Below are 23,751 nucleotides of genomic sequence, written 5' to 3' on the forward strand. Positions count from 1 at the left end.
GCGGCAACGACATTTTCAATCCCGATGCGAAATCCGGCCCACCATCAAGTCGGCGGAAACAGAACCAGTGTTTGCAGCGCTGTGCCCACCGGACCTTGCGTATCAAAGAGCACGGACTGAGACATGCCGATGCCGGAAGGCTGCCAATGCGAAATCGATTTTGAGGCCAGCCAATCCGAAACCGGTTCACGGTGGATATGCACGGTCAGGTCCGTATTCATGAACCCCATTTCAGTGGTCGGCGCATTCCAGGAAATACCGTTGCCACAATCGGCCAACGGACACAGGGCCTGTATGGGCGATTGATCCTCGCCCTGCAAAAGCTGCGGAGTACGCATCCAAATCGTTTTGGGTCCGGCGCCCTGTTTTCCCCCTGCGGGATAGCGAATATCGCTGTAATGGGCAAAGCCTGGCAGGTCGTGGCGAATTTCACCTATCGGAAAAGGGCCATCGACAACGTCCTCTATTTTCGGCGCATCCATTTCGACATTCGGCACCTGCCCCAGATCGCGCCGCAACAGGTGCATGGTTGTGGCCGTGGCGCACAACGTATCGTCGAGATCGTGCACCGTGACCCGCGTAGTCCCGAGCGTCTTTGTGTGGCGCGTGGTTTCTGCCGCAACGCGAAGCCCGGCCAGCGGGAGCGGCCTCAGCAAATCGACAGTCAGTCGGGTCAGCATCTTCTCGGGGCCGATTTCGGTTTCAGCGGCCCGTACGATCAAGCCGCTGACCGGCCCCGCGTGGCAATGTGCGGCAGACCAAGGCCCGCGCGCGGCATCGTTGCCAACAAACGCCCCGTCCTTGCGCTGATGAAAATAGGTCGTGTTGGTAAAGTCGAGCGCTTCGGCCATGTGATCCTCAGGTCTGTTCTTGCGCAAATCGTTTCCGTTTGTCTGTGCCCGGGCGTTCAAACACTTTCCCCGTTCCGACTTTGGGGGCGAATTTGTTTGACACGCCGGCCTTGCGATCAGTTTCGCCATCACCGCCAGGGACACATGCGCCATCCATCCGAATGACCTCGGCCACGGTCATATCAGCAACGTCTTGCAGATGATCATGAATTTGCACGGCCAGGCTGAATGTCATGTTTTCGGAAATGTCCCTCTGAAGCACCGGGTCCGGGCTATACTTTTGCCGCAAGGATGGCTTAACTGCCCGGGCCCTGTCCACCGCAGTGACGGGACGTCACCACATCAAACATATGCAGGAGCCGCACATGGCGTTGTTGATCGAAACCGGGCTGTCCAACTGGATAAGTGATGACGAAATTGCCCGCAGTTTACAGGCGGTGTTGCCGGATGCGGATATCCGCACCGCCCAAACGCTGGGCAATCCGGATGACATAACGATGCTGGCCGTGGTTGACATGAAACGTGACCACCCGACGCGACTGCCGAACCTGAAACTGGTTCAAAAGCTGGGCGCAGGGGTCGAGACCATTGTCAGCCATCCCGGCCTGCCCGGTCACGTTCGCATCGCCCGCCTGAAGCCTGACGCCCCGGCACAGGGCATTGCCGAGTGGTTTCTGGCCTATATCCTGCGCGCTCAGCGACACATGGCGTTTCACGAAGCGGCTCAAACCCGCGCCGAGTGGTCCCCGCGCGCACCGGTTTTTACGCCGGACACCGTGGTCGGTGTTCTGGGTCTTGGCCACATCGGCGCCCGCACCGCGCGGATGCTGCACGCCGTGGGTTTTCAGGTGATGGGCTGGAGCCGTACGCCAAAAGCCATTGAAGGCGTAACTTGCATCCATGGGCAGGACGCGTTGCCCGCGCTTCTTGGCCAATGTGACCACGTTTGCGCCATCCTGCCCTCGACCCCTCAGACCGCTGGCCTGTTTGATGCCCGGATGCTGGCGGCGATGAAACCCGGCAGTCAGTTGCTGAACGCCGGGCGCGGAAATCTGATTGATGAGGACGCCCTCATCGCGGCACTGGACGCAGGGGTTCCGGGGCATGCCGTTTTGGACGTCACCTCGCGGGAACCTTTGCCACAAGACAGCCCGCTATGGCGCCACCCCGGCGTAACGATCACACCACATGTTTCAGGCTGGCATCTGGGCGACGCGTTGTCGGATGTGGCCGAAAACTTCCGACGCCTCAGTTCCGGCGCGGCCTTGCTGCATGAAGTCGATCGTGATCAGGGCTACTGAATTCCGAGCTGATGATCAGGGCGTAAGGATCCAATTGCCGTTGCCGTCATTGCAGCGGCGGGTTCGGATTTCCCTGCTCTGATCACCGCCTTCCGGCTGAATCACATGCTGAAGACCAACGCAATTTCCCTGTACCGACCGCACCCGGATCGTCCCTTTGGAACCCGTGTCGTCATTCTTCCATGACCGTTCCTGGCCCACGGAAGGCGTACCGCTGGTCAAAAGCGCGTTCGAGGCTGCGTTGACCACTTCGAAATCTGCCGGAGATAACCCCATCTCGGCTATGATTCGGGACAGGGGCTTGGCCTCGACCACAGTGCTCATCAATAAAATGCCGCATGCGGCTATAGCGGTAAAAAATGGGGCATTCATGGCGGCCTCGCAGAGCTGAAATCATTTGTGGTCAAGGTTATACCCCTAACTCGGCAGGGCCAAGCCCCTGAGGCGAACCTTCGAAACACCCCGGACAGTCCTGTCTGCGAGACTTCTGTTCGCAAGCCCGCAACGCGGGCCCTCCGGGGTGGTTCAGGCATTGGCGGCACAGGGGCTGCAACCGACATTTGCCATTGCCCACAGCTCGCCGGTAACACCTGTCCGACGGGGTGGCGTCGCAAATTTCTGACCTTGGGGCTTCACAGGCGGGCCGGAATTTGCTGAAATCCAAGTAAATTCTGATTTTGAGCACTGGAGATTGTTCCATGAAACTACGCCCTGCCCTGCTGGCCGTCGCAGCACTCGCTTCATCCGCGGCCCTTTTTGCATCCCCCATCTCGGCCAAGGAAGAAACCAAATCCGTGTTCGTCATGAGCCGCACCTGGGCGGTGACGCAGGTTTCCGATGCGCCGGTTGTCTATCGCGCCACGCGTGACAACAACAACCTCAACCCGTTCGGTCCGCCACCGCGCCTGCGCACCGTTCAGGCCATTGCCGCGATTCAGCAGGCAACCGGGTGCAAGCCGATCGTGGCCAGCATGTATCAGAACATCTCGGGCCAGTTTTTCTCGCAGGTCAGCTGCAACTGACACAGCGTCAGATCAGGCATTGAGGTCGCCCGACCGGCCTGCCATAGCTTGCGCATGAAACTCGCAATAAACGGATTCGGCCGTATTGGCCGTACGATCCTGCGGCAGGTTCTGGCCCTGCCGGAAGGGTCAGATATCGAGCTGGTGCTGATCAATGACATCGCGCCGCTGGACACCTGTGCTTACCTGTTCAAATACGACAGCACCTTTGGTCCCTACTCCGGCGATGTGTCCGCAGGGAACGCCGCGCTGATCGTGGATGGGCACTCAATTCCCATGACCCACAGCGATGATCTGTCCCGCGTTGATCTGTCGGGCGTTGACGTCATGCTGGATTGCACGGGTATCGCCCGCAGTTCGGACGTTGCACGTCGCGGTTTGTCTGCGGGCGCAGGCAAAGTACTGATTTCAGGCCCCTCCCCCGCTGCTGATGTCACCATCGTTCTGGGTGCGAACGAAGACCAGTTGGGCAGCGCCCGGATTGTGTCAAACGCATCCTGCACCACAAATGGGCTGGTGCCACTGGTCAAGGTCATCGACGATATCGGCGGTGTTGCATCGGGGCACATGACCACCATCCACTGCTATACCAACAGCCAACCGATGGTGGATGCGCCGCGTGGCGACCTTGCCCGTTCTCGGGCTGGGGCGCTGTCGATGGTTCCGACCACATCGAGCGCGATGCACCTTATCGATGTCGTCCTTCCGCATCTGGCCGGGCGTATCTCGGGCGCGGCTGTCCGCGTTCCAACGGCAAGTGTGTCAGCCGTGGACCTCGTGGTCACATTGCAGCGCGGTATGAGCGCCGAGATCTTCGATCGAGCCCTGAAGCAGGCCGTTGCTGCATCCCCAGTGCTTGGCTGGACTGATTTGCCACTGGTCTCGTCCGACCTGCGGTCCCGCCCTGAATCGCTGGTTGTTGCCGGGCCCGAGACCCGTATGGTGGGTGAAAATCAGGTCAGGGTCTTTGGTTGGTACGACAACGAATGGGGCTTCTCGGCGCGAATGCTGGACGTGGCCCGCCTTATGGCAGCCGAATAGCCGGGCGGCAACCTCAACACAATTTGGCCGAAAAAATTCTCGTCTCATGTATAATTCCTTTCCCCATCCGCTTTCAGATGCTCTAACCTGAATTCAAAGGGCCGTGCACGACACGGACAAGAGAACTGGAATTGGGACAGTTGGGGCAATTCATGCAAAGGAGCAAGCGGCAATGCCGTCTGGGGCGCTGGCTGATGGCCACAGTTGTGACTTTGGCCCCAACCACGCTGGCGGCGCTGGAAACCTCCCTTTCGGCCCCCGGCGCATCGAAAGAACTGGTTGATCGCCTCAAGGAGACCTCCTCAGTAACCACCGCTGAGGAACGCGGCCTCGACACCCCGCTTGAAATCCTCTCGGCAGCTTTGTCGGATTACCGTACGATCGTGCAAATCCTTTACGACGAAGGGTATTTCAGCCCGGTCGTCAGCATCAAGCTTGATGGACAGGAGGCGGCCGAGTTGAGCTCTCTCACGGTGCCTGCACAAATAAACCGTGCTGCGATTACCGTTGAAACCGGGCCAAGCTTCAAATTCGGCACCGCCACTGTCAAGCCCCTGGCCCCCGGAACGGAACTGCCCGAAAACTTTGCCCCCGGGAAACTGGCGACGACCGGTGCCATTCAACAGGCCTCCTCGGCCGGTGTTCAGGGTTGGAGGGACGCGGGTCACGCAAAAGCCGGAATTGCGGGTCAGACAATCATCGCGCGCCACGCCCAAGCCCGTCTGGATGCCCAGATCGACCTTGATCCCGGGCGCAGGCTGACATTTGGCAAGATGTTCATCAAGGGCAATTCAGATGTGCGCCACAGATCCATCGAAAAGATCGCCGGGTTCCCAAGTGGAGAGGTCTATTCCCCTGAGAAAATCCAGAAGGTGGGAACACGGTTGCGCCGGACCGGCACGTTCAACGTGGTCTCGTTGCAGGAACGAGAGACTCCAAACCCCGATGGCACACTGGATTTCGACGCCACGTTCGAAGACCTGCCCAAACGTCGGTTGACCTTTGGTGTGGAACTGGCCTCTCGTGATGGTGTGGATGTGACCGCGACGTGGACCCATCGCAATATGTTCAGGCGCGCAGAACGTCTGCGCTTCGAAGTGGCGGTTCGAAATATTGGCGGTGCAGAGGATATTGATGGCCGGATCGGGTTGCGTCTGGATCAACCTGACCGGCTTGGCCCGGATGACAACACCTTCTGGAGCGCCCTGCTGGAACGCCGCAACACGGAAAACTATAATGTAACGGTGGCTTCGCTGGCCTATGGTGCGCGCCGCACTTTTTCCGACAACTTATATGCCGAGGCATCCGCCGGGTTTCAGCTGTCAGACGCCGACGACGCATATGGCACTGGTCGCAAGTTCAGGTATTTCATCCTGCCCTTCCGGTCTGAATGGGACAAACGCGACAGCAAAGTCAGCGCCACACGCGGATTCTATCTGGACTCGCAAGTCATGCCCTTTGTCGGAATATCCGGTACGGATACCGGCCTCCGCCTTTTCTTTGATGGGCGGGCCTATACAAGCCTGGGGACAGGGGGGCGGATCGTTTTGGCCGGTCGCGCGCAGCTGGGATCCGTGATTGGCCCACCTGCCGATGGCGTCACGCCTGACTTTCTGTTCTTCTCGGGCGGTGCGGGAACCGTTCGCGGGCAACCCTATGAAAGCCTTGGCATTCCGGTCGGGACCGGCATCGCGGGCGGCAAGTCATTTATTGGCTTGTCCGGCGAGATCCGGGGCAAGGTTACTGACAGCCTGTCGTTGGTCGGGTTTTATGACTACGGTGTCGTCGATACGTCTTCCTTTGTCGGCAGCGGCGCGCAAGAAGATCACTCGGGCGCCGGTATCGGCGTAAGATACGATCTGGGCGGGTTTGGCCCCTTGCGTCTTGATCTGGCCTATCCTGTCAGCGGTCCCACCGGGGACGGGCTACAGTTCTATATCGGGATAGGACAGGCATTTTGAGACGGTACCTTTCATATCCTCTGCTGATTGGCGCGCTGGCAATCGTGCCTGTGGCCGGACATCCGCAGGAGGACGAAGGCGGCAGCATGATCGAGAGGTTCCTACAGGATACACTGTCGGGCGACGATCAGAACGTCACCGTCAAAGGCCTGCAAGGTGCACTGAGTTCACGTGCCACGATTGCCGAGATCACCGTTGCCGATGACGAAGGGGTCTGGCTGACCATAAAGGATGCCGAACTAGACTGGAACCGGCTGGCTTTGATCCGTGGGAGGTTCTCGGTCAATGCCCTGACGGCACAAGAGATCGACGTTGCCCGCGCGCCTGGCACCACCACCAAAGACACGCCGCCGCCAACCGCAGAGGCAAAAGGCTTCCAACTGCCTGAACTGCCTGTTGCCATCGAAATCGGTGAAATTCGCATCGACGAGCTGGCTTTGGGCGAGCCCCTGATCGGAGTGGCCGCAGAACTGGCGGTCAGTGGCAACCTGTCACTGGCCGACGGGACGCTGGACACCAACCTTGATATCACCCGGCTGGACCGGGCAGGTGACGAAATCAAGTTGACAGCGGGATTTCAGAATTCAAACAGCCAGATCGATCTTGACCTTCAGGTGACAGAGGCAGCGGGCGGCCTGATCTCGACCGCTCTTAAAATGCCGGATACCCCGCCTATCGCGCTGACAGCGAAAGGATCCGGACCCGTGACCGATTTTACGGCCGATATCGGTCTCAGCAGCGATGGTCAGCCTCGGGTGACGGGTCAGGTTCGGTTACGCTCGGCCCCGACTGCCGCGGCCAGCGCAGAAGAGGGCATTGCGTTTACTGCCGATCTCGGTGGTGATTTGACACCTTTTGTCGCCGAAGAAATGGATACGTTTTTCGGTGCCAAAACACAGCTCTATGTGGATGGGCGAACCCAACCTGAAGGTGCGCTGGAAATTGACGAGCTTGAGTTTTCGTCACAAGCACTGAACCTGAAAGGCCAGTTACAGTTGGCGGCAGGTGGGCGATTGCAACTCGCGGCCCTGCAAGGACGCATAACGCCACCGGAGGGTGAAAGGGTAACTCTTCCAGCCTCGGGCGGTGACACGTCCGTTGGAGCAGCACAGATTTCGGCGCTGTACGACGAAAAAAACGGCAATCATTGGGACCTGAGCCTGACTGCGAACGCCGTGCAGGCCGAGCAGGTTGATTTGGAGCGCGCGCAAATTACTGCTCACGGGACCCTGGAACAGGGCGCAGTGCTAAAAATCAATGGCAACCTGCAGGCCGCGTTGGACGGTATTAGTCTGGCGGACGAGACCCTGAGTGCAGCAATAGGCGACCTCGTCACACTGGATGGCACTTTCGAATATGGCAGTGACCAATCCCTGAACCTGACCGGTCTCGAACTGGTTGGTGCGGATTACGAATTGGGCGTCGACGCATTGGTCAGCGGCCTGTCCACCGGTCTGGCCGTCGACGGCACCGCTACTTTGGAAGCCACGGATCTGTCTCGGTTTTCAGAACTGGCCCAACTGGAGCTGGGAGGCCAGGTCTCGGCCCGTCTAAACGGTCAAGGCTCACCACTGGAAGGCAGTTTCGACGGCACACTGGAGGTCGAAGGAACAGACCTCTCGACCGGGCGTGATGACATCGATCCGGTGATAAAGGGCAATACAACAATAACGCTCGACGCCAGGCGCGGCGCAGATGGCGTAACCATCCGAGATTTCACCCTGATCGGTGATACCTTGCGCGCCCAGGCCGACGGCACGGTAACGACCCCTGATGGCAACGTGACGATTGATGGTCAGGCGACGGTCAATTCCCGGGACCTGTCCGTGTTTTCCGGCCTTGCCAAACGCGAACTCGGAGGTGCAGTGCAAGCGAAACTGAACGGAAAAGGAACTGTTCAGACGCTGGAGTTTGACGGCACGGCCAGCGTATCGGGCCGGGATATCAAAACCGGTCTGGCCGAGATCGACCCGCTTTTGGTCGGTCGCAACGAGATCACGTTCGACGGTGCGCTGAGTCAGGAACAGATTGTGATCCGCGACGCATCGGTGAACGGTTCAGCCCTGACCGCCAAGGCCTCTGTTACCATAGACGACCCAAGGAAAGACCTTGCGATTGACGGGCAGGTCAATCTGAACATCCCGGACCTGTCACCGTTTTCCAGCCTTGCAAAACGCGATCTGGCAGGGGCGATCCGAGCGGATTTTGCCGGCAAGGGCGCAGTCGGCAGCAAAGCGTTCGACGTAAAAGGCAATTTGGCGGCGGACGACATCAAAACCGGGATCGACGCCGTTGACGACCTGATTCAGGGGCGAACGAACCTGACCGTAGACGCGATGAACAACGATGAAGGCCTGGATATCCGTACTTTCCAACTGATTGGAACCGCTCTTTCGGCGAATGCATCGGGCAAGCTGAACCGAGACGCCGGCGGTTTGGACTTTTCCGCCAAACTGGATGACCTTACCCGTCTGTCGCAAACCTTGTCCGGACCGCTGAACCTGAGCGGGAACGTCGCTCCGACCGGCTCTGGACTGGAAGGCACTGCTCGCCTGGACGGGCCTGACAGCTCTTACGCCAGCCTTCAAGGAACGGTCGGCCAGAATGGCTCGGCTGATGTGGATTTTGACGCCAAACTCAACCGGATCGAGCGGTTCGTTCCCGAATTTCCCGGCACTGTGGCGGCAAAGGGAACGGCCAAACGCGATAACGGTGTCTGGACGATTGACGCCAAGGCGCAAGGGCCTGCCGACATAGACACCACGTTGGCTGGCACCTTTGATGAAACCAGCAGTCAGGCGGATCTGAAGGCACAGGGCGGCATCAACCTTGGGATCGCGAATGTCTTCATCACACCCAACAAGATCGACGGGTCGGCGCGCTTCGATCTGGCACTCAAAGGTGCTCCGGCGCTGGCGTCGCTGAGCGGTTCAGTCACCACTTCGGGCACATCCCTTGCCATTCCGGGTGCTGGTCAGACCATTACCGGGATTAGTGGTCAGGTGGATCTGGCGCAAAGTCGCGCAAACATTACACTGAATGGCGGAGTTCGGGCGGGCGGCAACTTTACCGTCAACGGGCCTGTTGACCTGACCCCTCCGTTCAACGCCCAGATTACCACCACCCTGAACAACCTGGTGCTGACAGACCGGTTGCTGTATGAAACGACCCTGAACGGTCAGATTGCCATGACCGGGGCGTTGGCCGGAAACAGTTCGCTTGCCGGTCAGATCACGTTTGACGAAACCAACATCAACCTTGCCGCCGCGTCCGGCGCGGTAGGCGCGGCACCTATCCCGGACATCCAGCACATCAACGAAAGTCGCGCCGGTTTCATCACGCGAGAGCGGGCCGGATTGGTCGTGACCGAAGGATCGGAGAAAAGCGCATCCCGTATTGCGCTGGATATCAGCCTGCTTGCACCCAAAGCGGTTTTCGTCAGAGGGCGGGGTGTGAACGCAGAACTGGGTGGTCGAATTTTCATCGGCGGCACCACTGCCTCTGTCGTTCCGTCCGGTCAGATCGAACTGATCCGAGGGAATTTCGACATTCTGGGCCGCAGATTGGCACTGACCAAGGGGATCGTCACGTTGCAGGGCGACCTGACCCCGTATATCGAATTCGAGTCTTCAGCCAGCACGTCTGACGGCACCGCGACGATCGAAATTGCCGGCCCGCTGGATTCACCTGAGGTCAATGTGTTTTCAGACCCCGAACGTCCGGCTGAAGAAGCACTGGCAATGTTGCTGTTCGGGAACCGGTTTTCAGAAATCTCGCCTTTCCTGATCGCGCAAATGGCAGCATCACTGGCGCAGCTTAGCGGTGCGGGAGGGGATGCAACCAAAGGTCTCCGCGACTCCACCGGAGTCGACACGGTCGACATAGGAGCGTCCGAAAGCGGCGCGGGCCGTTTGGGCGCGGGCGCGTACTTGGGTGAAAACCTCTATACGGATTTCACCGTGAACACCGAAGGTGACACCGAAGTGAATCTGAACCTTGATGTCACGGACAATTTCACGGTGCGCGGTACGGTCGATGGCCGAGGAGAGACAGGCGTGGGTGTGTTCTTCGAACGTGACTACTGACCAACTGTCACAAAAGAAACCGAGCTGAGCCATCCGTTCATGTCGCCCAAGCAGGTGGCGGGTGTTCAAATTGCTTTGTCGACGCCAGATTCCGATTTCGTTGGTGGTCGCGATGCAATCGCCAGCGCGGGAAATTGCGTGGTGCCGCGGCCAATTGAAAACCCGACGAATTGCCGGGGCAAGTCAGGTGGGGCAATCGTTTGAACGACGGCGCGGCAAAGAAAAAGCGGCACCCTTCCAGAGGCCGCCCTTGTTCAGTCTGGCCGCGATCTTACTCCGCTGCCATCGCATCCTCGATCTTTTCGACACGAATGGCCGAGAACTTGAACTCGGGGATCTTGCCGTAGGGGTCGATGGCCGAGTTCGTCAGGATGTTCGCCGCCGCTTCGACATAGGCAAACGGGATGAACACCATGTCTTCGGCAATGGCCCGGTCGGCGCGCACCATGATTTCAATCGAACCACGACGCGTGGTCAGGCGGATCATTTCGCCCGGTTCAATCCCCATCAGCTTCAGCGTGCGCGGGTTCATCGAGCAGTTGGCCTCTGGCTCGACCGCGTCAAGAACCTTTGCCCGTCGGGTCATTGAACCGGTATGCCAATGTTCCAGCTGACGGCCGGTGGTGGCAATCATCGGGTATTCATCATCGGGCGCCTCATCAGGCGGGATGACATTGGCCGGAGTGAACCTTGCTTTGCCACCCGCGCGGGGGAAACCATCGCCGAACACAATAGATTGGCCGGGATCGGTTTCGCTGAGCGACGGATAGGTGATCGTCTCGGTTTCCAGCCGTTCCCACGTGATATTGTCAAGCGACTCCATGGTCAGTTTCATCTCGGCAAAGACCTCGGACACGTCGGAGTAGTCCCAGTTCAGCCCGATGCGCTGCGCCAGTTCGACCGTGATCTTCCAATCCTCGCGCGCCTCACCCGGAGGTGCCACGGCCGGGCGCACACGCTGTACCTGACGGTTGGTGTTCGACACCGTGCCGTTCTTTTCATACAGCGCCGAGGCCGGCAGGATGATGTCGGCATAGTTCGCGGTTTCGGTCAGGAAGATGTCCTGCACGATCATCAGGTCAAGTTTGGCCAGGGCCTCACGAGCGTGGCCAACATCCGGGTCGGACATAGCCGGGTTTTCACCCTGAATGTACATGCCCTTGATGTTGCCCGCATAGGCTTGGTCGATGATCTCGGTGACGGTCAGACCCTTCTCGTTCGAGAAATCATCCGATTTCCAGATATTGGTGAACTGCGCGCGAATGCCGTCATCCGTCACCGTCTTGTAGTCCGGCAGGAACATCGGGATCAGGCCGGCGTCTGATGCGCCCTGCACGTTGTTCTGGCCCCGCAGAGGGTGCAGACCCGCGCCGGGCTTGCCGACATTCCCGGTCATCAAGGCCAGTGAGATCAGGCAGCGCGAATTGTCGGTGCCGTGGATATGCTGGCTGACGCCCATGCCCCAAAAGATCAGACCCGCCTTGGCATTGGCAAAGGTGCGCGCAACGCGACGCAGCTGATCCGGTTCGATGCCGCAGATCGGCGCCATCGCCTCGGGGGTGAACTGGCGCAGATGCTCTTTCTCGGCCTCCCAGTTCTCGGTCCAGCGGTGGATGTACTGGCTGTCATACAGTTCTTCCTCGACGATCACGTTCATGATCGCGTTCAGCATCGAGACATCGGCACCGGGCCGGAATTGCAGCATTTCGTCCGCAAATTTGCGCATGCCTACGCCGCGCGGGTCCATCACGATCAGCTTGCCGCCGCGCTTGGCGAACTGCTTGAAATAGGTGGCCGCGACGGGGTGGTTCTCGATCGGGTTGGCGCCGATGATGATGGCCACATCAGCGTTCTCGATCTCGTTGAAGGTCGCCGTCACCGCGCCCGAGCCCACGTTCTCGATCAGAGCGGCAACGGACGACGCATGGCACAGACGGGTGCAGTGGTCGACATTGTTGTGTTTGAAACCCTGACGGATGAACTTCTGGAACAGATAGGCTTCCTCGTTGGTGCATTTGGCCGATCCAAAGCCCGCAACGCTGCGCGGATCTTCGTCGCGCAGGGCCATCAGCCTGGTGGCCGCCAGATCCATCGCCTCTTCCCAGGTCGCTTCGCGGAAATGGGTCGACAAGTTGCCGGGATCAACGTTCAGACCTTTTGCCGGTGCATCCTCGCGCCGGATCAGCGGTTTGGTCAGGCGGTGCGGGTGGTGGATATAGTCGAACCCGAACCGGCCCTTGACGCACAGACGGCCTTCGTTGGCGGGGCCGTTGATGCCCTCGACATATTTGACCTTGCCGTCCTTGACCTTGAGGCTGACCTTGCAGCCCACCCCGCAGAAGGGGCAGACGCTTTCGGTTTCGGAATCGTAATCCTTGCTGTCGCCGTGCTGCTGGTCGTCCAGCACGGTGGCGGGCATCAGAGCGCCAGTCGGGCAGGCCTGAACGCATTCGCCGCAGGCCACGCAGGTTGATGCGCCCATCGGGTCGTTCTGGTCGAACACCACCTGCGCGGTATGCCCGCGCCCGGCCATGCCGATCACGTCATTCACCTGCACGTCGCGGCAAGCGCGGACGCAGAGGTTGCAGTTGATGCAGGCATCCAGATTGACCCGCATCGCCACATGGCTGTCATCCAGCAACGGGATCTTCTCGGGCTCTTTCGCCGGAAAGCGGCTGTCGCTGACATCGTTCAGCTTGGCCATATCCCAGAAATGGCTGGATGCATCATGCGGCTGTTCGGGCTGGTCGGCCACCAACAGTTCCATGACCATGGCGCGCGATTTCTCGGCGCGGTCGGTGTCGGTTTTCACCACCATCCCGTCAGCCGCCGGACGGATGCACGAGGCGACCAGCGTACGCTCGCCTTCCACCTCGACCATGCAGGCGCGGCAGTTGCCATCGGGTTTGTAGCCCGGCGCCGGTTTGTGACACAGATGCGGGATCACCAGTCCACGGCCATTGGCCGCTTCCCAGATGGTGGTGCCTTCGGGCACGGTGACGTCATCGCCGTTCAGGTTGAAGGTGACGGTCTTGTTTGGGCTTGCATCAAGCATGGCTCTGTCTCCCTCAGATTTCTTCAGCGAAGTGTTTCATGACCAGACGGATCGGGTTCGGGGCTGCCTGCCCCAGACCGCAGATCGAGGCATCGCCCATCACCTGGCACAGATCTTCCAGCAGATCGGTATCCCACGTCTCGGCCTGCATCAGCTTGACCGCCTTTTCGCAGCCCGCCCGGCAGGGGGTGCATTGGCCACAGCTTTCGTCCTCGAAGAACCGCAGCATGTTCAGCGCCGCATCGCGGGCCGTGTCCTGATCGGACAGAACTACAACCGCAGCAGACCCGATGAAGGTGCCCAGCGGCTGTAGTGTGTCAAAGTCGAGCGGGACGTCGTCGATGCTGGAGGGGAGAAGACCTGACGACGGCCCGCCCGGTTGATACGCCTTGAACACATGACCTTCGGCCATGCCTCCGGCTGCATCAATCACGTCAAGAATGGTCGACCCTGCCGGCAGCAGGTAGACGCCGGGTTTCGCCACCCGGCCCGAGACCGAATAGCTGCGCAGCCCCTTGCGGCCATTCTTTTCAACTGAATTGAGGATCTCCGGACCTTCCCGGCAGATTTTGGACACCCAGTAGAGCGTTTCCACGTTGTGCACCAGCGTCGGGCGGCCGAAAACGCCCACCTGCGCCACGAAGGGCGGGCGGTGGCGGGGCAGGCCCTTCTTGCCTTCGATCGATTCGATCATCGCGGATTCTTCGCCGCAGATGTAAGCGCCCGCGCCGCGGCGCAGGTCGATATAACCTTTTGCGACGATCCCGGCCTGTTCCAGCGCCGCGATCTCGCGCCGCAGGATTTCCAGAACGGCCGGATATTCGTCGCGCATGTAGATGAAGCAGGTCTCTGCCTCGACCGCCCATGCGGCAATCAGCATGCCTTCGAGGAAAACATGCGGCGTGCGTTCCAGGTAGTAGCGATCCTTGAAGGTGCCCGGTTCGCCCTCGTCCCCGTTCACGGCCAGATAGCGCGGGCCGTCGTTCATGCGGACAAAGCCCCATTTCTTGCCCGACGGGAAACCTGCGCCGCCCAAACCGCGCAGACCCGAGGCCAGAACCTGTTCCTGAACCGCTTCCCAGTCGCCGCCCTCGCGCAGCTCTTTCAGCTTTGCGTAACCGCCGTTCTCGACATAGGTCGCGAAGGTCTCATAGTCGGGCAGATGGGCATGAGTGTCGCCCGCAGCAATCGAAGCCTGCACCTTTTCAGGGGTCGCGTGGTCGATGTGGTTGTGCCCGATTTCCAGCACCGGTGCCGTGTCACAGCGCCCCATGCAGGGCGCGCGCAGAACGCGCACTTCGGACGGGTCCAGCCCATCCTCCAACGCTTTTTTCAACTGCTGCGCACCAGCCATTTCGCAGGACAGGGAATCGCAGACGCGGATGGTCAGCGCGGGGGGCGGTGTTTCACCTTCTTTCACCACGTCGAAATGGGCATAGAAAGTCGCGGTCTCGTAGATCTCGGCCTGACCGATCCGCATCTCGACGGCCAGCGCGGCGATGTGGTCGGCGCTGATATGGCCGTGCGTGTCCTGAATCAGGTGCAGAAACTCGATCAACAGGTCGCGGCGGCGTGGGCGGTCGCCCAGCAGGCGCGCAATTTCGGCCTGTGCTTCATCCGTAAACTGTCGGCCCTTGGGCGTGTGCCGCCCCTTGCCTTTACCTGACTTCCAGACGCCCTTGGGTGCGCCTGATGGCTTGGTGTCTAATGGTGCCATGATGCCCTCCGATTCAGGCCCCGTGTCTCATCAGGCTAGCATATCGTCAAATCGCTTTTTGCAATCGCACGATAACGACATCTTATCACCGTAAAGACGTCACCACGGCGCGCAGTGCCTGCACCGTTGGCAGTTCAGGGTCTCGGCTGAGGGTGGCCAGACAAATGGGTTTGCTGACAATCGGATCGACCAGCGGCAGCACCTTTGTCCCCTGCAACTCGCCCAAGGCCCGAATAAGGACACGTGGCACAACCGTAGCAGCCAGCCCCTCGCGCGCCATCACCATCGACGCGGTAAACCCGCTGGTTTCGGCGACCACGTCCGGGTGCAGCCCCTGTTCGGCAAAGATACGATCCAGAATACGCCGGTTTTGCATCTGCGGCTCGAGCAGGCTCAACGGAAATTCAGCCACGCGCGCCCATGGCAAGGGGCCGGTTTCGTCCGTCATGTGTGACGGAACCAGCAGAACATAGGTTTCCTCGTACAAAGGTTGCACCTGTCGCAGATCGGTCCCGATGCTGTCGCCATATGTTATCCCGGCGTCCAGGCTTCCTTCGTCCAGCCGGTGTTGAATGGCGGTGGCAGACATGGTTTCGATGCGCGTAACGATGCGCGGATGCGCCTTCCGAAAGCGTTTGGTGAGGCGCCCGGTAAAGGCTATGGCCGTCGGAATCACGCCAAGGATCAGCGTACCGGTGATCTCGCCCCTAGTGGCCAGCACCTGCTGCTCGAGTGCTTTTGTGTCATCGAGAATACGCCGCGCCCGTTGGACAATCATCTCGCCCTCTTCGGTCAAGCCCTGAAACCGGTTGGCGCGGCGGACGATGGACACGCCCAGCCGATCCTCGAGGTTGCGGATGCGCATGGAAAAGGCGGGCTGCGAAATCCCGCATTCCTCGGCCGCCTTTGCAAAATGCCGATGCCGTGCCAATGCACTGAGCAATTGCAGGTCGCGAATTTCGATCATTTGGAGAAATCTCAGATGGTAGCTCGAAACCCACTCTATCGGGATTTTTGCCTGCGAGAAAAGCTCGGAGGTGTAGAGGATGTCAGAATCGCCTCAGTTAAACAAAAACAGATTTGGCGCGGGACTGAACAGGATGTCACAGAACATCGGGGTTACTCCGATGTACTTTTGGGAGGAGCCAAGTCGACATCGCTTTTTAATGGATTGTCGGGCAGCCTTTGTTCCTCGGGCAGCGGCGTTACAGGCGGAGGGTCGAGAACCACAACGGGATATTCTTCAACCCAAGAACCGCCCCATAATACGCCACACTCACCCAACGCCGAAACAACCTCGGGCGGCACAAAGCTAGACGCAAAAATCAAAAGGTCGTCGTCTTGATCTCTCGTTTCATATGCGATCCATTCGCTAACGGTAAGATCAAGAAACGCAGCCCAAGTGCCATGATATCCGAGCCGTCTTCCTCCGATAAAGAAGTACCCATCCGCTAGTCGCTCCAACTCATGTTCCAATGGCAGCTCAAGCACTGCCTGCGATAATTCCCAAGGCGTTCCATACACCGGCTGGGAATGCCCATTCGCCGTGTTGATGCATGACACTATTTCAATTGCCTCGTCCGTTTTGTCGGCAACCACAGGAAGTGACGAAAAAAGAACAGCCGTGGTTATCGCCAATACGAACTTCACCATGCCCATAATGTAGCTAGTTCGGCTGCTTTTCATAGCCCGCTTGAAGCGCATCGACTGACCCGTTGCAGCATAAGCTTCGCAAAAATCCGCCTGTCGAGCGGTGTTCGTTCCCGGCGCACCCTTAAGTATTGAACAGGAAATGCATCACGTCGCCATCCTTGACGACATAGCTTTTCCCCTCGGCCCGCATCTTGCCTGCCTCTTTCGCCCCCTGCTCGCCATTGCAGGCGATGAAGTCGTCATAGGCGATGGTCTCGGCGCGAATGAATCCCTTTTCGAAATCACCATGAATGACACCAGCCGCCTGCGGTGCAGCGGTGCCGGTGCGGATGGTCCAGGCGCGGGCCTCTTTCGGGCCGACCGTAAAATAGGTTTCCAGTTTCAGCAGGTCGTACCCGGCACGGATCAGACGGTCGAGACCGGGTTCTTCCAGACCCATTTCCTCAAGGAACATCTGCGCCTCGTCCGCTTCAAGCAAGCTGATCTCTTCCTCGATCTTGGCGCTGATGATGACGTGAGAGTTGCCTTGGGCGGCAGCCATCTCGGCAACTTTCGCCGAGTATTCGTTGCCTTCAGCGGCTTCTTCCTCGGACACGTTGCAAACATAAAGAACCGGCTTGGTGGTCAGCAGCTGCAACATCTTCCAGGCCTTGGCATCCTCGTCCGAAACCTCGACCAACCGTGCAGGTTTGCCGCTCTCCAGTATCTTTTGCGCTTCGGCAAGCAGGCGGTCCTGCTGTTGGGCCTCTTTGTCATTGCCTTTCAGCTTGCGCACAAGGTTGGCACGGCGCTTTTCGATGCTTTCCAGATCGGCCAGCATCAGCTCGGTCTCGATGGTCTCGGCGTCGGCCACAGGATCGATGCGGCCTTCTACATGGGTCACGTCGCCATCTTCGAAACAGCGCAGGACATGGGCGATGGCATCGACCTCGCGAATATTTGCCAGAAACTGGTTCCCCAGCCCCTCGCCTTTCGAGGCGCCCTTCACCAGACCGGCGATATCCACGAATGTCATGCGCGTCGGGATGATCTGTTTCGACGACGCGATTGCCGCCAACTTGTCGAGCCGCTCATCCGGCACGGCCACATCGCCGACATTGGGCTCAATCGTGCAGAACGGGAAGTTCGCGGCTTGCGCGGCAGCGGTTTTGGTCAACGCATTGAACAGGGTCGACTTGCCCACATTCGGCAGACCCACGATTCCCATCTTAAAGCCCATAACGGCCTCCTGCATAGAATACGAACGCAGCTTCTATGCAGGTCCGCATCAATGCGCAAGTGATTGCCGGGCGACTTTGTTTGAGTCCCTTCGGCCACATCACGAAATTGTTCTCAAATCGTGTTCTTGTCGGTCCTGAAAAACGAAGGGTAGGATGAACAATTAACATAGCGCGACCAAATTAAATGGCAGAATATAATGGAAAAACTACTTCTTGCAGCCGTACTGACGGTCTCTACATTTGCTACAGCCCATGCTCAGACGGTAGTTTTTGGTGCCGGGTATTCAGATTTTTCCGAGGCGACGTCCGAAGATCAGGCACTGATCGCTCTCGAATACCATCACTCTCCTTTTCACCAGGCAACTCGGTTCAGTGCTGGCTGGGGTGCTGCGTTTTCTGTGGACGAAGACGGGGATACGCATATCGGTGTGGGGCTGGTCGGGCTGTATTCTCTGGGTGAGCGCTGGTTCGTCGAAGGCAGTGTCATGCCAGGGTACTTCAATGCCAGCAACGACCAGAACGACCTGGGCGGAGACTTTCAGATCCGCAGCCTTTTGGGTCTTGGATATAACCTGAACAACGGCAACAGAATGTCAGTTGCGATCACGCACAAATCGAACGCCAGCACCAATGATGAGAACCCTGGTGTAAACGCGGTTCTGCTGCGGTACCATCTGGGCTTCTGAGCTATTCCTGCGTTGGCGGGATTGATTTTCGGTCAAAGTTTCTGCACACGGGTCCAAACCCGATTGCAAGGACATCCGATGACCCGTATCGACGCCAAGTTTGCCGCCCTGAAAGCCGAAGGAAAGAAGGCTTTTGTTGCCTATGTGATGGCAGGGGACCCGGACTATGACACCTCGCTCGACGTGGTCAAAGGCCTGCCCGGCGCGGGTGTGGACATCATCGAACTTGGTTTGCCCTTCACTGATCCGATGGCGGATGGCCCCACAATTCAGGCGGCCGGCCAACGCGCGCTGGATGGCGGGATGACGTTGCAGCGCACATTGGATCTGGCGCGCGCGTTCAGGGAAACAGATGACACGACGCCGATTGTCCTGATGGGGTACTACAACCCGATTTACAGCCGGGGTGTCGAGGCTTTTCTGGCCGATGCCAAAGACGCCGGGATTGACGGGCTGATCGTTGTCGATCTGCCGCCCGAGGAAGACGAAGAGCTTTGCCTGCCTGCTCAGGCTGCCGGGCTGAACTTCATTCGTCTTGCAACACCTACCACGGATGACCAGCGCCTGCCGCGCGTTCTGCAAAACACCTCGGGTTTCGTGTATTACGTGTCAATCACTGGCATCACCGGCGCGGCCGAGGCGCAGGCAACGGATGTGGCCCCCGAGGTTGCGCGCATCAAGGCCGCGACCGAGCTGCCGGTGATCGTGGGCTTTGGCATCAATACGCCCGAGAAATCCCGCAATATCGCGTCCGTGGCAGATGGTGCCGTAGTCGGATCGGCGATCGTCAGCCAGATCGGTGCAGGCAAACCGGTCGACGAAGTGCTGGATTTTGTAAAGTCCCTGTCGGATGGCGCCCATAGCGCCTGATCCGGCAGATAACACAACACACTAAAAAGCCTGCCGCAGACTGTTCTGGGGCAGGCTTTTTTGACTGCCCGACGCCGGGCCAGATCATTGCAGGCTTTGACATGCATTGGTAAGGAAAACGAACCAGTAAGTTTGGAGGTCTGAGTCATGCCTGTGATAACCAATATTGAAGACCTCAGGCGCATCTACGAGCGTCGCGTGCCGCGGATGTTCTACGACTACGCTGAAAGCGGCAGCTGGACGGAACAGACTTTCCGCGAAAACAGTTCCGATTTTGAAAAGATCCGCCTGCGTCAGCGGGTTGCCGTTGATATGTCCGGGCGTTCGACAGCCTCGGAAATGATCGGCCAGAAAGTGTCGATGCCGGTCGCGTTGGCCCCGGTCGGGTTGACGGGGATGCAGCATGCGGACGGGGAAATGAAGGCCGCCAAAGCCGCCGAGGATTTTGGTGTTCCCTTTACCCTTTCCACAATGTCGATCAACTCGATCGAAGACGTGGCCGAGCACACCGACAAGCCGTTCTGGTTTCAGCTCTACACGATGAAGGACGATGACTATGTCAGCCGTCTGATCCAGCGGGCCAAGGACGCCAGGTGTTCGGCGCTGGTGATTACATTGGATCTGCAAATTCTGGGCCAACGGCACAAAGACCTGAAAAACGGCCTGTCCGCACCCCCCAAGCTGACCGCGAAGACCATCGCGAACCTGATGACCAAATGGGCCTGGGGCATTGAAATGCTGCGGGCCAAGCGGCGCGAGTTCGGCAATATAGTGGGACATGTGCAAGGTATCTCGGACGCGTCTTCACTGGGGGCCTGGACCGCTGAACAGTTCGACCCCACCCTCGACTGGAGTAAAGTCGAAAAACTGATGGAACAGTGGGGCGGAAAGGTGATCCTGAAAGGGATACTCGACGCGGAAGATGCCAAAATGGCTGCCAAGCTGGGAGCGGATGCCATTGTCGTGTCGAACCATGGCGGGCGTCAGCTGGATGGTGCGCTCAGCTCGATCCGGGTATTGCCCGAAATCATGGACGCTGTCGGCAATGATGTCGAAGTGCATCTGGACAGTGGTATCCGCTCGGGTCAGGACGTGCTCAAGGCATTGGCGCTGGGGGCCACGGGGACGTATATCGGCCGCGCATTTGTTTATGGGTTGGGCGCCATGGGTCAGAAAGGCGTCACCACCGCGCTGGAAGTGATTCAGAAGGAACTTGATACAACAATGGCGCTGTGCGGTGAAAAAACCGTTAGCGCGCTGGGGGCGCACAATCTTCTGGTACCAGAAGATTTTGGTGGTCGTTGGCAAGGCTGAGCCCGCGGGAGATTTGGGGCTCTGCCCCCCGCCGCCCGTTCCGGGCGTCTCCCCCGGGATATTTGTGGCCAGATGAAGCAGCGGACCCTTCACTGATCTGGCGAAGAACACTTCGGAGCGCGCGGCTGAGCCCCACAGAACGGCAAGCTGTGAATTACCCCTTTCCAAACCGGATGAATCGAGATAAGGACGCGGCTTCACGCGGGTATACAGCCTTGGAGGATGCCCGCCCTAACATTGGAGAATTATCATGGCTGGAGAGATTCCTGATCTCGTAGCTCTGGAACGGACGGGGACAGGCAAGGGCGCCGCTCGCAAAACTCGCCGCGAAGGCATGGTTCCGGGCGTAGTGTTTGGCGGCGACAAAGATCCGCTGCCGATTCAGATTCCGTTCAACGAACTGTTCAAGCGCCTGAAGGCCGGTCGCTTCAAGTCGACCCTGTGGAACCTGAAAGTCGAAGGCCATGAAGACGTTCGCGTCATCTGCCGCGACGTTCAGCGTGATGTCGTCAAAGACCTGCCGACCCACTTGGACCTGATGCGCCTGCGCCGGACCACCAAGATCGCGCTGTACATTCCGGTTGAATTCATCAACGAAGATGAAGCCCCCGGCATCAAGAAGGGCGGCGTGCTGACCGTTGTCCGCCCGGAAGTCGAGCTGTTGTGCACCGCAGGTGACATTCCTGAGAAGATCACCGTCGATGTGGCCGGAATGAACATCAACGACGTCGTCACCATTTCGTCGGTTGAACTGCCCAAAGGCACCAAGCCGACCATCGACCGCGACTTCGTGATCGCAAACGTCTCGGCACCGACCGGTCTGTCGACAAGCGACGACGAAGAAGGTGAAGAAGCAGAAGTTGCAGTCGACGAAGTCGAAGTCGTCGGCAAAGAAGAAGAATAAATCCGGATCAAACGTCAGGATTTTGAAACGGGGTTCTGACGAGCCCCGTTTTTTTTAGCCAAGGCGCGCGGCGCTGACTGGATTTCCATGGCAATTCCGGGCATCACATAGCCTCGAGGCTACAAAGGCGGAGCTTGGTCATGAAACTCTTTGTCGGATTGGGAAACCCGGGGCAGAAATACGCCCGAAACCGGCACAACATCGGGTTCATGGCTGTGGAGCGGATTGCGAAAGATCATGGGTTTGGCCCATGGAAATCCAAGTTTCAGGGCGAAATCTCGGAAGGGCGGTTAGGGTCTGAAAAAACCCTTTTGCTGAAACCGCAGACCTTCATGAACCGGTCCGGTCAATCCGTGGGTGAAGCGATGCGTTTCTACAAGCTCGAGTCCACAGATGTTGTCGTGTTCCATGACGAGTTGGACCTCGCCCCGGGCAAAGTGCGGGTAAAGGCGGGCGGCGGACACGCTGGGCATAATGGTCTGCGTTCGATCCACGACCATATAGGCGCAGCCTATGACCGTGTCCGGCTTGGGATCGGACATCCGGGCCGCAAGGAAATGGTCTCGGCTTATGTTCTGAGCGACTTTGCGAAAGCCGGGAGTGACTGGCTGGACGACGTTCTTCGGGGTGTTTCGGACGGCGCGCCCCATCTGGCCCGGGATGATGGTGGAAAATTCATGAACGCGGTGGCCCTGCGCACTGCTCCGCCCCGGTCGTCCAAGACGGCGGCTCCGAAAGCTGAAACCGCATCTAAGGCACCTCCGAAGCCACCGGCCGACGAACGGTCGGCCATGCAGAAACTGTTGGACAAGTTCAAATAGCGCCCCGCCCTCTTTCCGTTACGTCGGCGTTGCGAAAGTGGGATGTCCGCGTTCCAATACACGCAAACAAGGGAGGCTATGCGATGCGGTCCATACTGAAGTGGGTTCTGCGCATTGTGCTGGCGCTGGCTTTGGCCGCCGCTGCCGTTGGGCTTTGGAAACGCGAAGAGTTACAGCGCCTGATGGCGGTGAACTCTCTGTTTGCCGAGGACAAGATCGTTCACAACTTTTCGCATATGGATGAAGCCTTTCTGACCGTGGATCTGCCGCGTGGAAACGCCCCGACATGGGAATTGCCCTACGGCGAAGGTTTCGATCTTCCGGAAGGCACCGACACTTGGATCAATGAACGCTCGGTCACTTCTTTGCTTATCATGCAGAACGGCAAGATCCGGTTCGAGGAATACTATCTGGGCACCGGTTCCGATGATCGTCGGATTTCGTGGTCAGTGGCAAAAAGTTATCTGTCGGCGCTTTTCGGCATTCTCCTGCAAGAGGGCGCAATCGATTCATTGGATGATCCCGTCGTCAAATACGCCCCCAAACTTGCAGGCAGCGCATATGACAGGGCGACAATTCGGAACGTTCTGAACATGGCCAGCGGCGTCACGTTTGACGAAGATTATCTGGACCCGAAATCTGACATCAACAGGATGGGCCGTGTGATTGCCCTAGGCGGTGAACTGGACGATTTCGCAGCCTCATTGCAGGACAGTTTCGCGCCCCCTGGTGAAACCTGGCAATACGTTTCCATAGACACGCATGTATTGGGCATGGTGATACGCGGGGCGACCGGTCGCAGTGTCGCGGATCTTTTGACGGAAAAAATCCTTCAGCCCCTGGGCCTTGAGCGGGACGGGTATTATGTCACTGACGGCGCCGGTGTCGCATTTGTTCTGGGCGGATTGAATTTCACGACACGTGACTTTGCACGGTTCGGGCAAATGATCCTGCAAGATGGGGAATTGAACGGCCGGCAAGTGGTGCCCGCCGACTGGATATTCGAGGCAACTCAACCCAGCGCCCCGACCGCTCAGGGGAAGATTGGATATGGGTACCAGTGGTGGATCCCGCGCGGCGCCCATGAGGGAGAGTTTCTGGCCCGGGGCGTGTATGGGCAATACATCTATTTCAACCAACCTCGCGGCGTTCTGATTGTGTCTACCGGCGCTGATCGGAAATTCCGCGACACTGGCGTAAACGACCAGAATATCGAAATGTTCCGCAAGATCGCAGAAAGCCTGTAAGGT

The 23,751-nt window shown here is 58.7% G+C and carries 19 protein-coding genes; 11 read left to right on the forward strand and 8 right to left on the reverse strand.

The genetic code is table 11. The annotated features are described in order from the left end of the window. Positions 1-44 precede the first annotated feature (44 nt). Entirely contained in the window at positions 45-851 is an 807-nt protein-coding gene (locus ACR0A2_RS14110; protein ID WP_480447082.1) for a thioesterase family protein, read from the reverse strand. A 7-nt stretch (positions 852-858) separates the two neighbouring features. Next, positions 859-1,086: a hypothetical protein gene (locus tag ACR0A2_RS14115; protein ID WP_480835638.1), complete on the reverse strand. Its 228-nt coding sequence runs from the start codon at positions 1,084-1,086 to the stop codon at positions 859-861. A 130-nt stretch (positions 1,087-1,216) separates the two neighbouring features. Between ACR0A2_RS14115 and ACR0A2_RS14120 the strand changes: the two genes are divergently transcribed. Then, positions 1,217-2,152: a 2-hydroxyacid dehydrogenase gene (locus tag ACR0A2_RS14120; protein ID WP_480835640.1), complete on the forward strand. Its 936-nt coding sequence runs from the start codon at positions 1,217-1,219 to the stop codon at positions 2,150-2,152. A gap of 15 nt (positions 2,153-2,167) precedes the next feature. Here the strand turns inward: ACR0A2_RS14120 and ACR0A2_RS14125 are convergent, their stop codons facing one another. Then, entirely contained in the window at positions 2,168-2,476 is a 309-nt protein-coding gene (locus tag ACR0A2_RS14125; RefSeq protein WP_253283503.1) for a hypothetical protein, read from the reverse strand. 374 nt (positions 2,477-2,850) lie between these two features. On the opposite strand from ACR0A2_RS14125, the gene ACR0A2_RS14130 reads away from it, so the two are divergent. The 4 genes from ACR0A2_RS14130 (at position 2,851) to ACR0A2_RS14145 (ending at position 10,261) form a co-directional block, all read left to right on the forward strand. Next, on the forward strand, positions 2,851-3,174 hold the full coding sequence (locus ACR0A2_RS14130; RefSeq protein WP_170344942.1) for a hypothetical protein: 324 nt from the start codon (positions 2,851-2,853) through the stop codon (positions 3,172-3,174). A 54-nt stretch (positions 3,175-3,228) separates the two neighbouring features. Beyond that, positions 3,229-4,215, forward strand: coding sequence for a type I glyceraldehyde-3-phosphate dehydrogenase (locus ACR0A2_RS14135; protein ID WP_480835642.1), 987 nt, complete (start codon positions 3,229-3,231; stop codon positions 4,213-4,215). Between the two features lie 152 nt (positions 4,216-4,367). Continuing rightward, positions 4,368-6,176 carry an autotransporter assembly complex protein TamA gene (locus ACR0A2_RS14140; protein ID WP_171363674.1) on the forward strand — a complete coding sequence of 603 codons (1,809 nt, stop codon included), beginning with the start codon at positions 4,368-4,370 and terminating at the stop codon, positions 6,174-6,176. Further along, positions 6,173-10,261, forward strand: coding sequence for a translocation/assembly module TamB domain-containing protein (locus tag ACR0A2_RS14145; RefSeq protein WP_480835644.1), 4,089 nt, complete (start codon positions 6,173-6,175; stop codon positions 10,259-10,261). The genes ACR0A2_RS14140 and ACR0A2_RS14145 overlap by 4 nt, the downstream gene beginning before the upstream one ends. Before the next feature lie 271 nt (positions 10,262-10,532). Here ACR0A2_RS14145 and fdhF read toward each other — a convergent pair whose 3' ends face one another. The 5 genes from fdhF to ychF all read right to left on the reverse strand — a co-directional run bounded on the left by fdhF (position 10,533) and on the right by ychF (position 17,905). Further along, on the reverse strand, positions 10,533-13,316 hold the full coding sequence (fdhF, locus tag ACR0A2_RS14150) for a formate dehydrogenase subunit alpha (protein WP_480835646.1): 2,784 nt from the start codon (positions 13,314-13,316) through the stop codon (positions 10,533-10,535). 13 nt (positions 13,317-13,329) lie between these two features. After that, positions 13,330-15,033, reverse strand: coding sequence for an NAD(P)H-dependent oxidoreductase subunit E (locus ACR0A2_RS14155; RefSeq protein WP_480835647.1), 1,704 nt, complete (start codon positions 15,031-15,033; stop codon positions 13,330-13,332). Between the two features lie 85 nt (positions 15,034-15,118). Beyond that, complete coding sequence (locus ACR0A2_RS14160) at positions 15,119-16,000, reverse strand: LysR family transcriptional regulator (RefSeq protein ID WP_480619351.1); 882 nt, start codon at positions 15,998-16,000, stop codon at positions 15,119-15,121. A gap of 152 nt (positions 16,001-16,152) precedes the next feature. Further along, on the reverse strand, positions 16,153-16,737 hold the full coding sequence (locus tag ACR0A2_RS14165) for a hypothetical protein (RefSeq protein WP_480835649.1): 585 nt from the start codon (positions 16,735-16,737) through the stop codon (positions 16,153-16,155). 70 nt (positions 16,738-16,807) lie between these two features. Then, positions 16,808-17,905 carry a redox-regulated ATPase YchF gene (gene ychF / locus ACR0A2_RS14170; RefSeq protein ID WP_480619348.1) on the reverse strand — a complete coding sequence of 366 codons (1,098 nt, stop codon included), beginning with the start codon at positions 17,903-17,905 and terminating at the stop codon, positions 16,808-16,810. A 198-nt stretch (positions 17,906-18,103) separates the two neighbouring features. Here ychF and ACR0A2_RS14175 point away from each other — a divergent pair, with 198 nt between their 5' ends. From ACR0A2_RS14175 to ACR0A2_RS14200, 6 genes are all read left to right on the forward strand, one after another. Further along, on the forward strand, positions 18,104-18,592 hold the full coding sequence (locus tag ACR0A2_RS14175; RefSeq protein WP_480447092.1) for an acyloxyacyl hydrolase: 489 nt from the start codon (positions 18,104-18,106) through the stop codon (positions 18,590-18,592). A 78-nt stretch (positions 18,593-18,670) separates the two neighbouring features. Beyond that, positions 18,671-19,462, forward strand: coding sequence for a tryptophan synthase subunit alpha (gene trpA / locus ACR0A2_RS14180; RefSeq protein WP_171229559.1), 792 nt, complete (start codon positions 18,671-18,673; stop codon positions 19,460-19,462). 147 nt (positions 19,463-19,609) lie between these two features. Beyond that, the gene (locus ACR0A2_RS14185) at positions 19,610-20,776 is read left to right on the forward strand and encodes an alpha-hydroxy acid oxidase (protein WP_480835652.1); all 1,167 of its coding nucleotides are present in this window, start codon (positions 19,610-19,612) and stop codon (positions 20,774-20,776) included. A gap of 250 nt (positions 20,777-21,026) precedes the next feature. Then, positions 21,027-21,680 (forward strand): 50S ribosomal protein L25/general stress protein Ctc, encoded by a 654-nt coding sequence (locus ACR0A2_RS14190; RefSeq protein ID WP_152457184.1) that lies wholly within the window; start codon positions 21,027-21,029, stop codon positions 21,678-21,680. A gap of 140 nt (positions 21,681-21,820) precedes the next feature. Continuing rightward, positions 21,821-22,501, forward strand: a complete 681-nt coding sequence (gene pth / locus ACR0A2_RS14195) for an aminoacyl-tRNA hydrolase (protein WP_480835653.1) — start codon at positions 21,821-21,823, stop codon at positions 22,499-22,501. An 83-nt stretch (positions 22,502-22,584) separates the two neighbouring features. Further along, a complete protein-coding gene (locus ACR0A2_RS14200) occupies positions 22,585-23,748 on the forward strand; it encodes a serine hydrolase domain-containing protein (RefSeq protein WP_480835655.1) in 1,164 nt (387 codons plus the stop codon). Positions 23,749-23,751: the final 3 nt, after the last annotated feature.

The sequence above is a fragment of the Ruegeria sp. H8 genome, from assembly GCF_056532905.1.

Coding starts and splice junctions, on each gene's coding strand:
- ACR0A2_RS14110 (WP_480447082.1), bottom strand. CDS start 851: ATGGCCGAAGCGCTCGACTTTACCAACACGACCTATTTTCATCAGCGC.
- ACR0A2_RS14115 (WP_480835638.1), bottom strand. CDS start 1,086: ATGACATTCAGCCTGGCCGTGCAAATTCATGATCATCTGCAAGACGTT.
- ACR0A2_RS14120 (WP_480835640.1), top strand. CDS start 1,217: ATGGCGTTGTTGATCGAAACCGGGCTGTCCAACTGGATAAGTGATGAC.
- ACR0A2_RS14125 (WP_253283503.1), bottom strand. CDS start 2,476: ATGAGCACTGTGGTCGAGGCCAAGCCCCTGTCCCGAATCATAGCCGAG.
- ACR0A2_RS14130 (WP_170344942.1), top strand. CDS start 2,851: ATGAAACTACGCCCTGCCCTGCTGGCCGTCGCAGCACTCGCTTCATCC.
- ACR0A2_RS14135 (WP_480835642.1), top strand. CDS start 3,229: ATGAAACTCGCAATAAACGGATTCGGCCGTATTGGCCGTACGATCCTG.
- ACR0A2_RS14140 (WP_171363674.1), top strand. CDS start 4,368: ATGCAAAGGAGCAAGCGGCAATGCCGTCTGGGGCGCTGGCTGATGGCC.
- fdhF (WP_480835646.1), bottom strand. CDS start 13,316: ATGCTTGATGCAAGCCCAAACAAGACCGTCACCTTCAACCTGAACGGC.
- ACR0A2_RS14155 (WP_480835647.1), bottom strand. CDS start 15,033: ATGGCACCATTAGACACCAAGCCATCAGGCGCACCCAAGGGCGTCTGG.
- ACR0A2_RS14160 (WP_480619351.1), bottom strand. CDS start 16,000: ATGATCGAAATTCGCGACCTGCAATTGCTCAGTGCATTGGCACGGCAT.
- ACR0A2_RS14165 (WP_480835649.1), bottom strand. CDS start 16,737: ATGCGCTTCAAGCGGGCTATGAAAAGCAGCCGAACTAGCTACATTATG.
- ychF (WP_480619348.1), bottom strand. CDS start 17,905: ATGGGCTTTAAGATGGGAATCGTGGGTCTGCCGAATGTGGGCAAGTCG.
- ACR0A2_RS14175 (WP_480447092.1), top strand. CDS start 18,104: ATGGAAAAACTACTTCTTGCAGCCGTACTGACGGTCTCTACATTTGCT.
- trpA (WP_171229559.1), top strand. CDS start 18,671: ATGACCCGTATCGACGCCAAGTTTGCCGCCCTGAAAGCCGAAGGAAAG.
- ACR0A2_RS14185 (WP_480835652.1), top strand. CDS start 19,610: ATGCCTGTGATAACCAATATTGAAGACCTCAGGCGCATCTACGAGCGT.
- ACR0A2_RS14190 (WP_152457184.1), top strand. CDS start 21,027: ATGGCTGGAGAGATTCCTGATCTCGTAGCTCTGGAACGGACGGGGACA.
- pth (WP_480835653.1), top strand. CDS start 21,821: ATGAAACTCTTTGTCGGATTGGGAAACCCGGGGCAGAAATACGCCCGA.
- ACR0A2_RS14200 (WP_480835655.1), top strand. CDS start 22,585: ATGCGGTCCATACTGAAGTGGGTTCTGCGCATTGTGCTGGCGCTGGCT.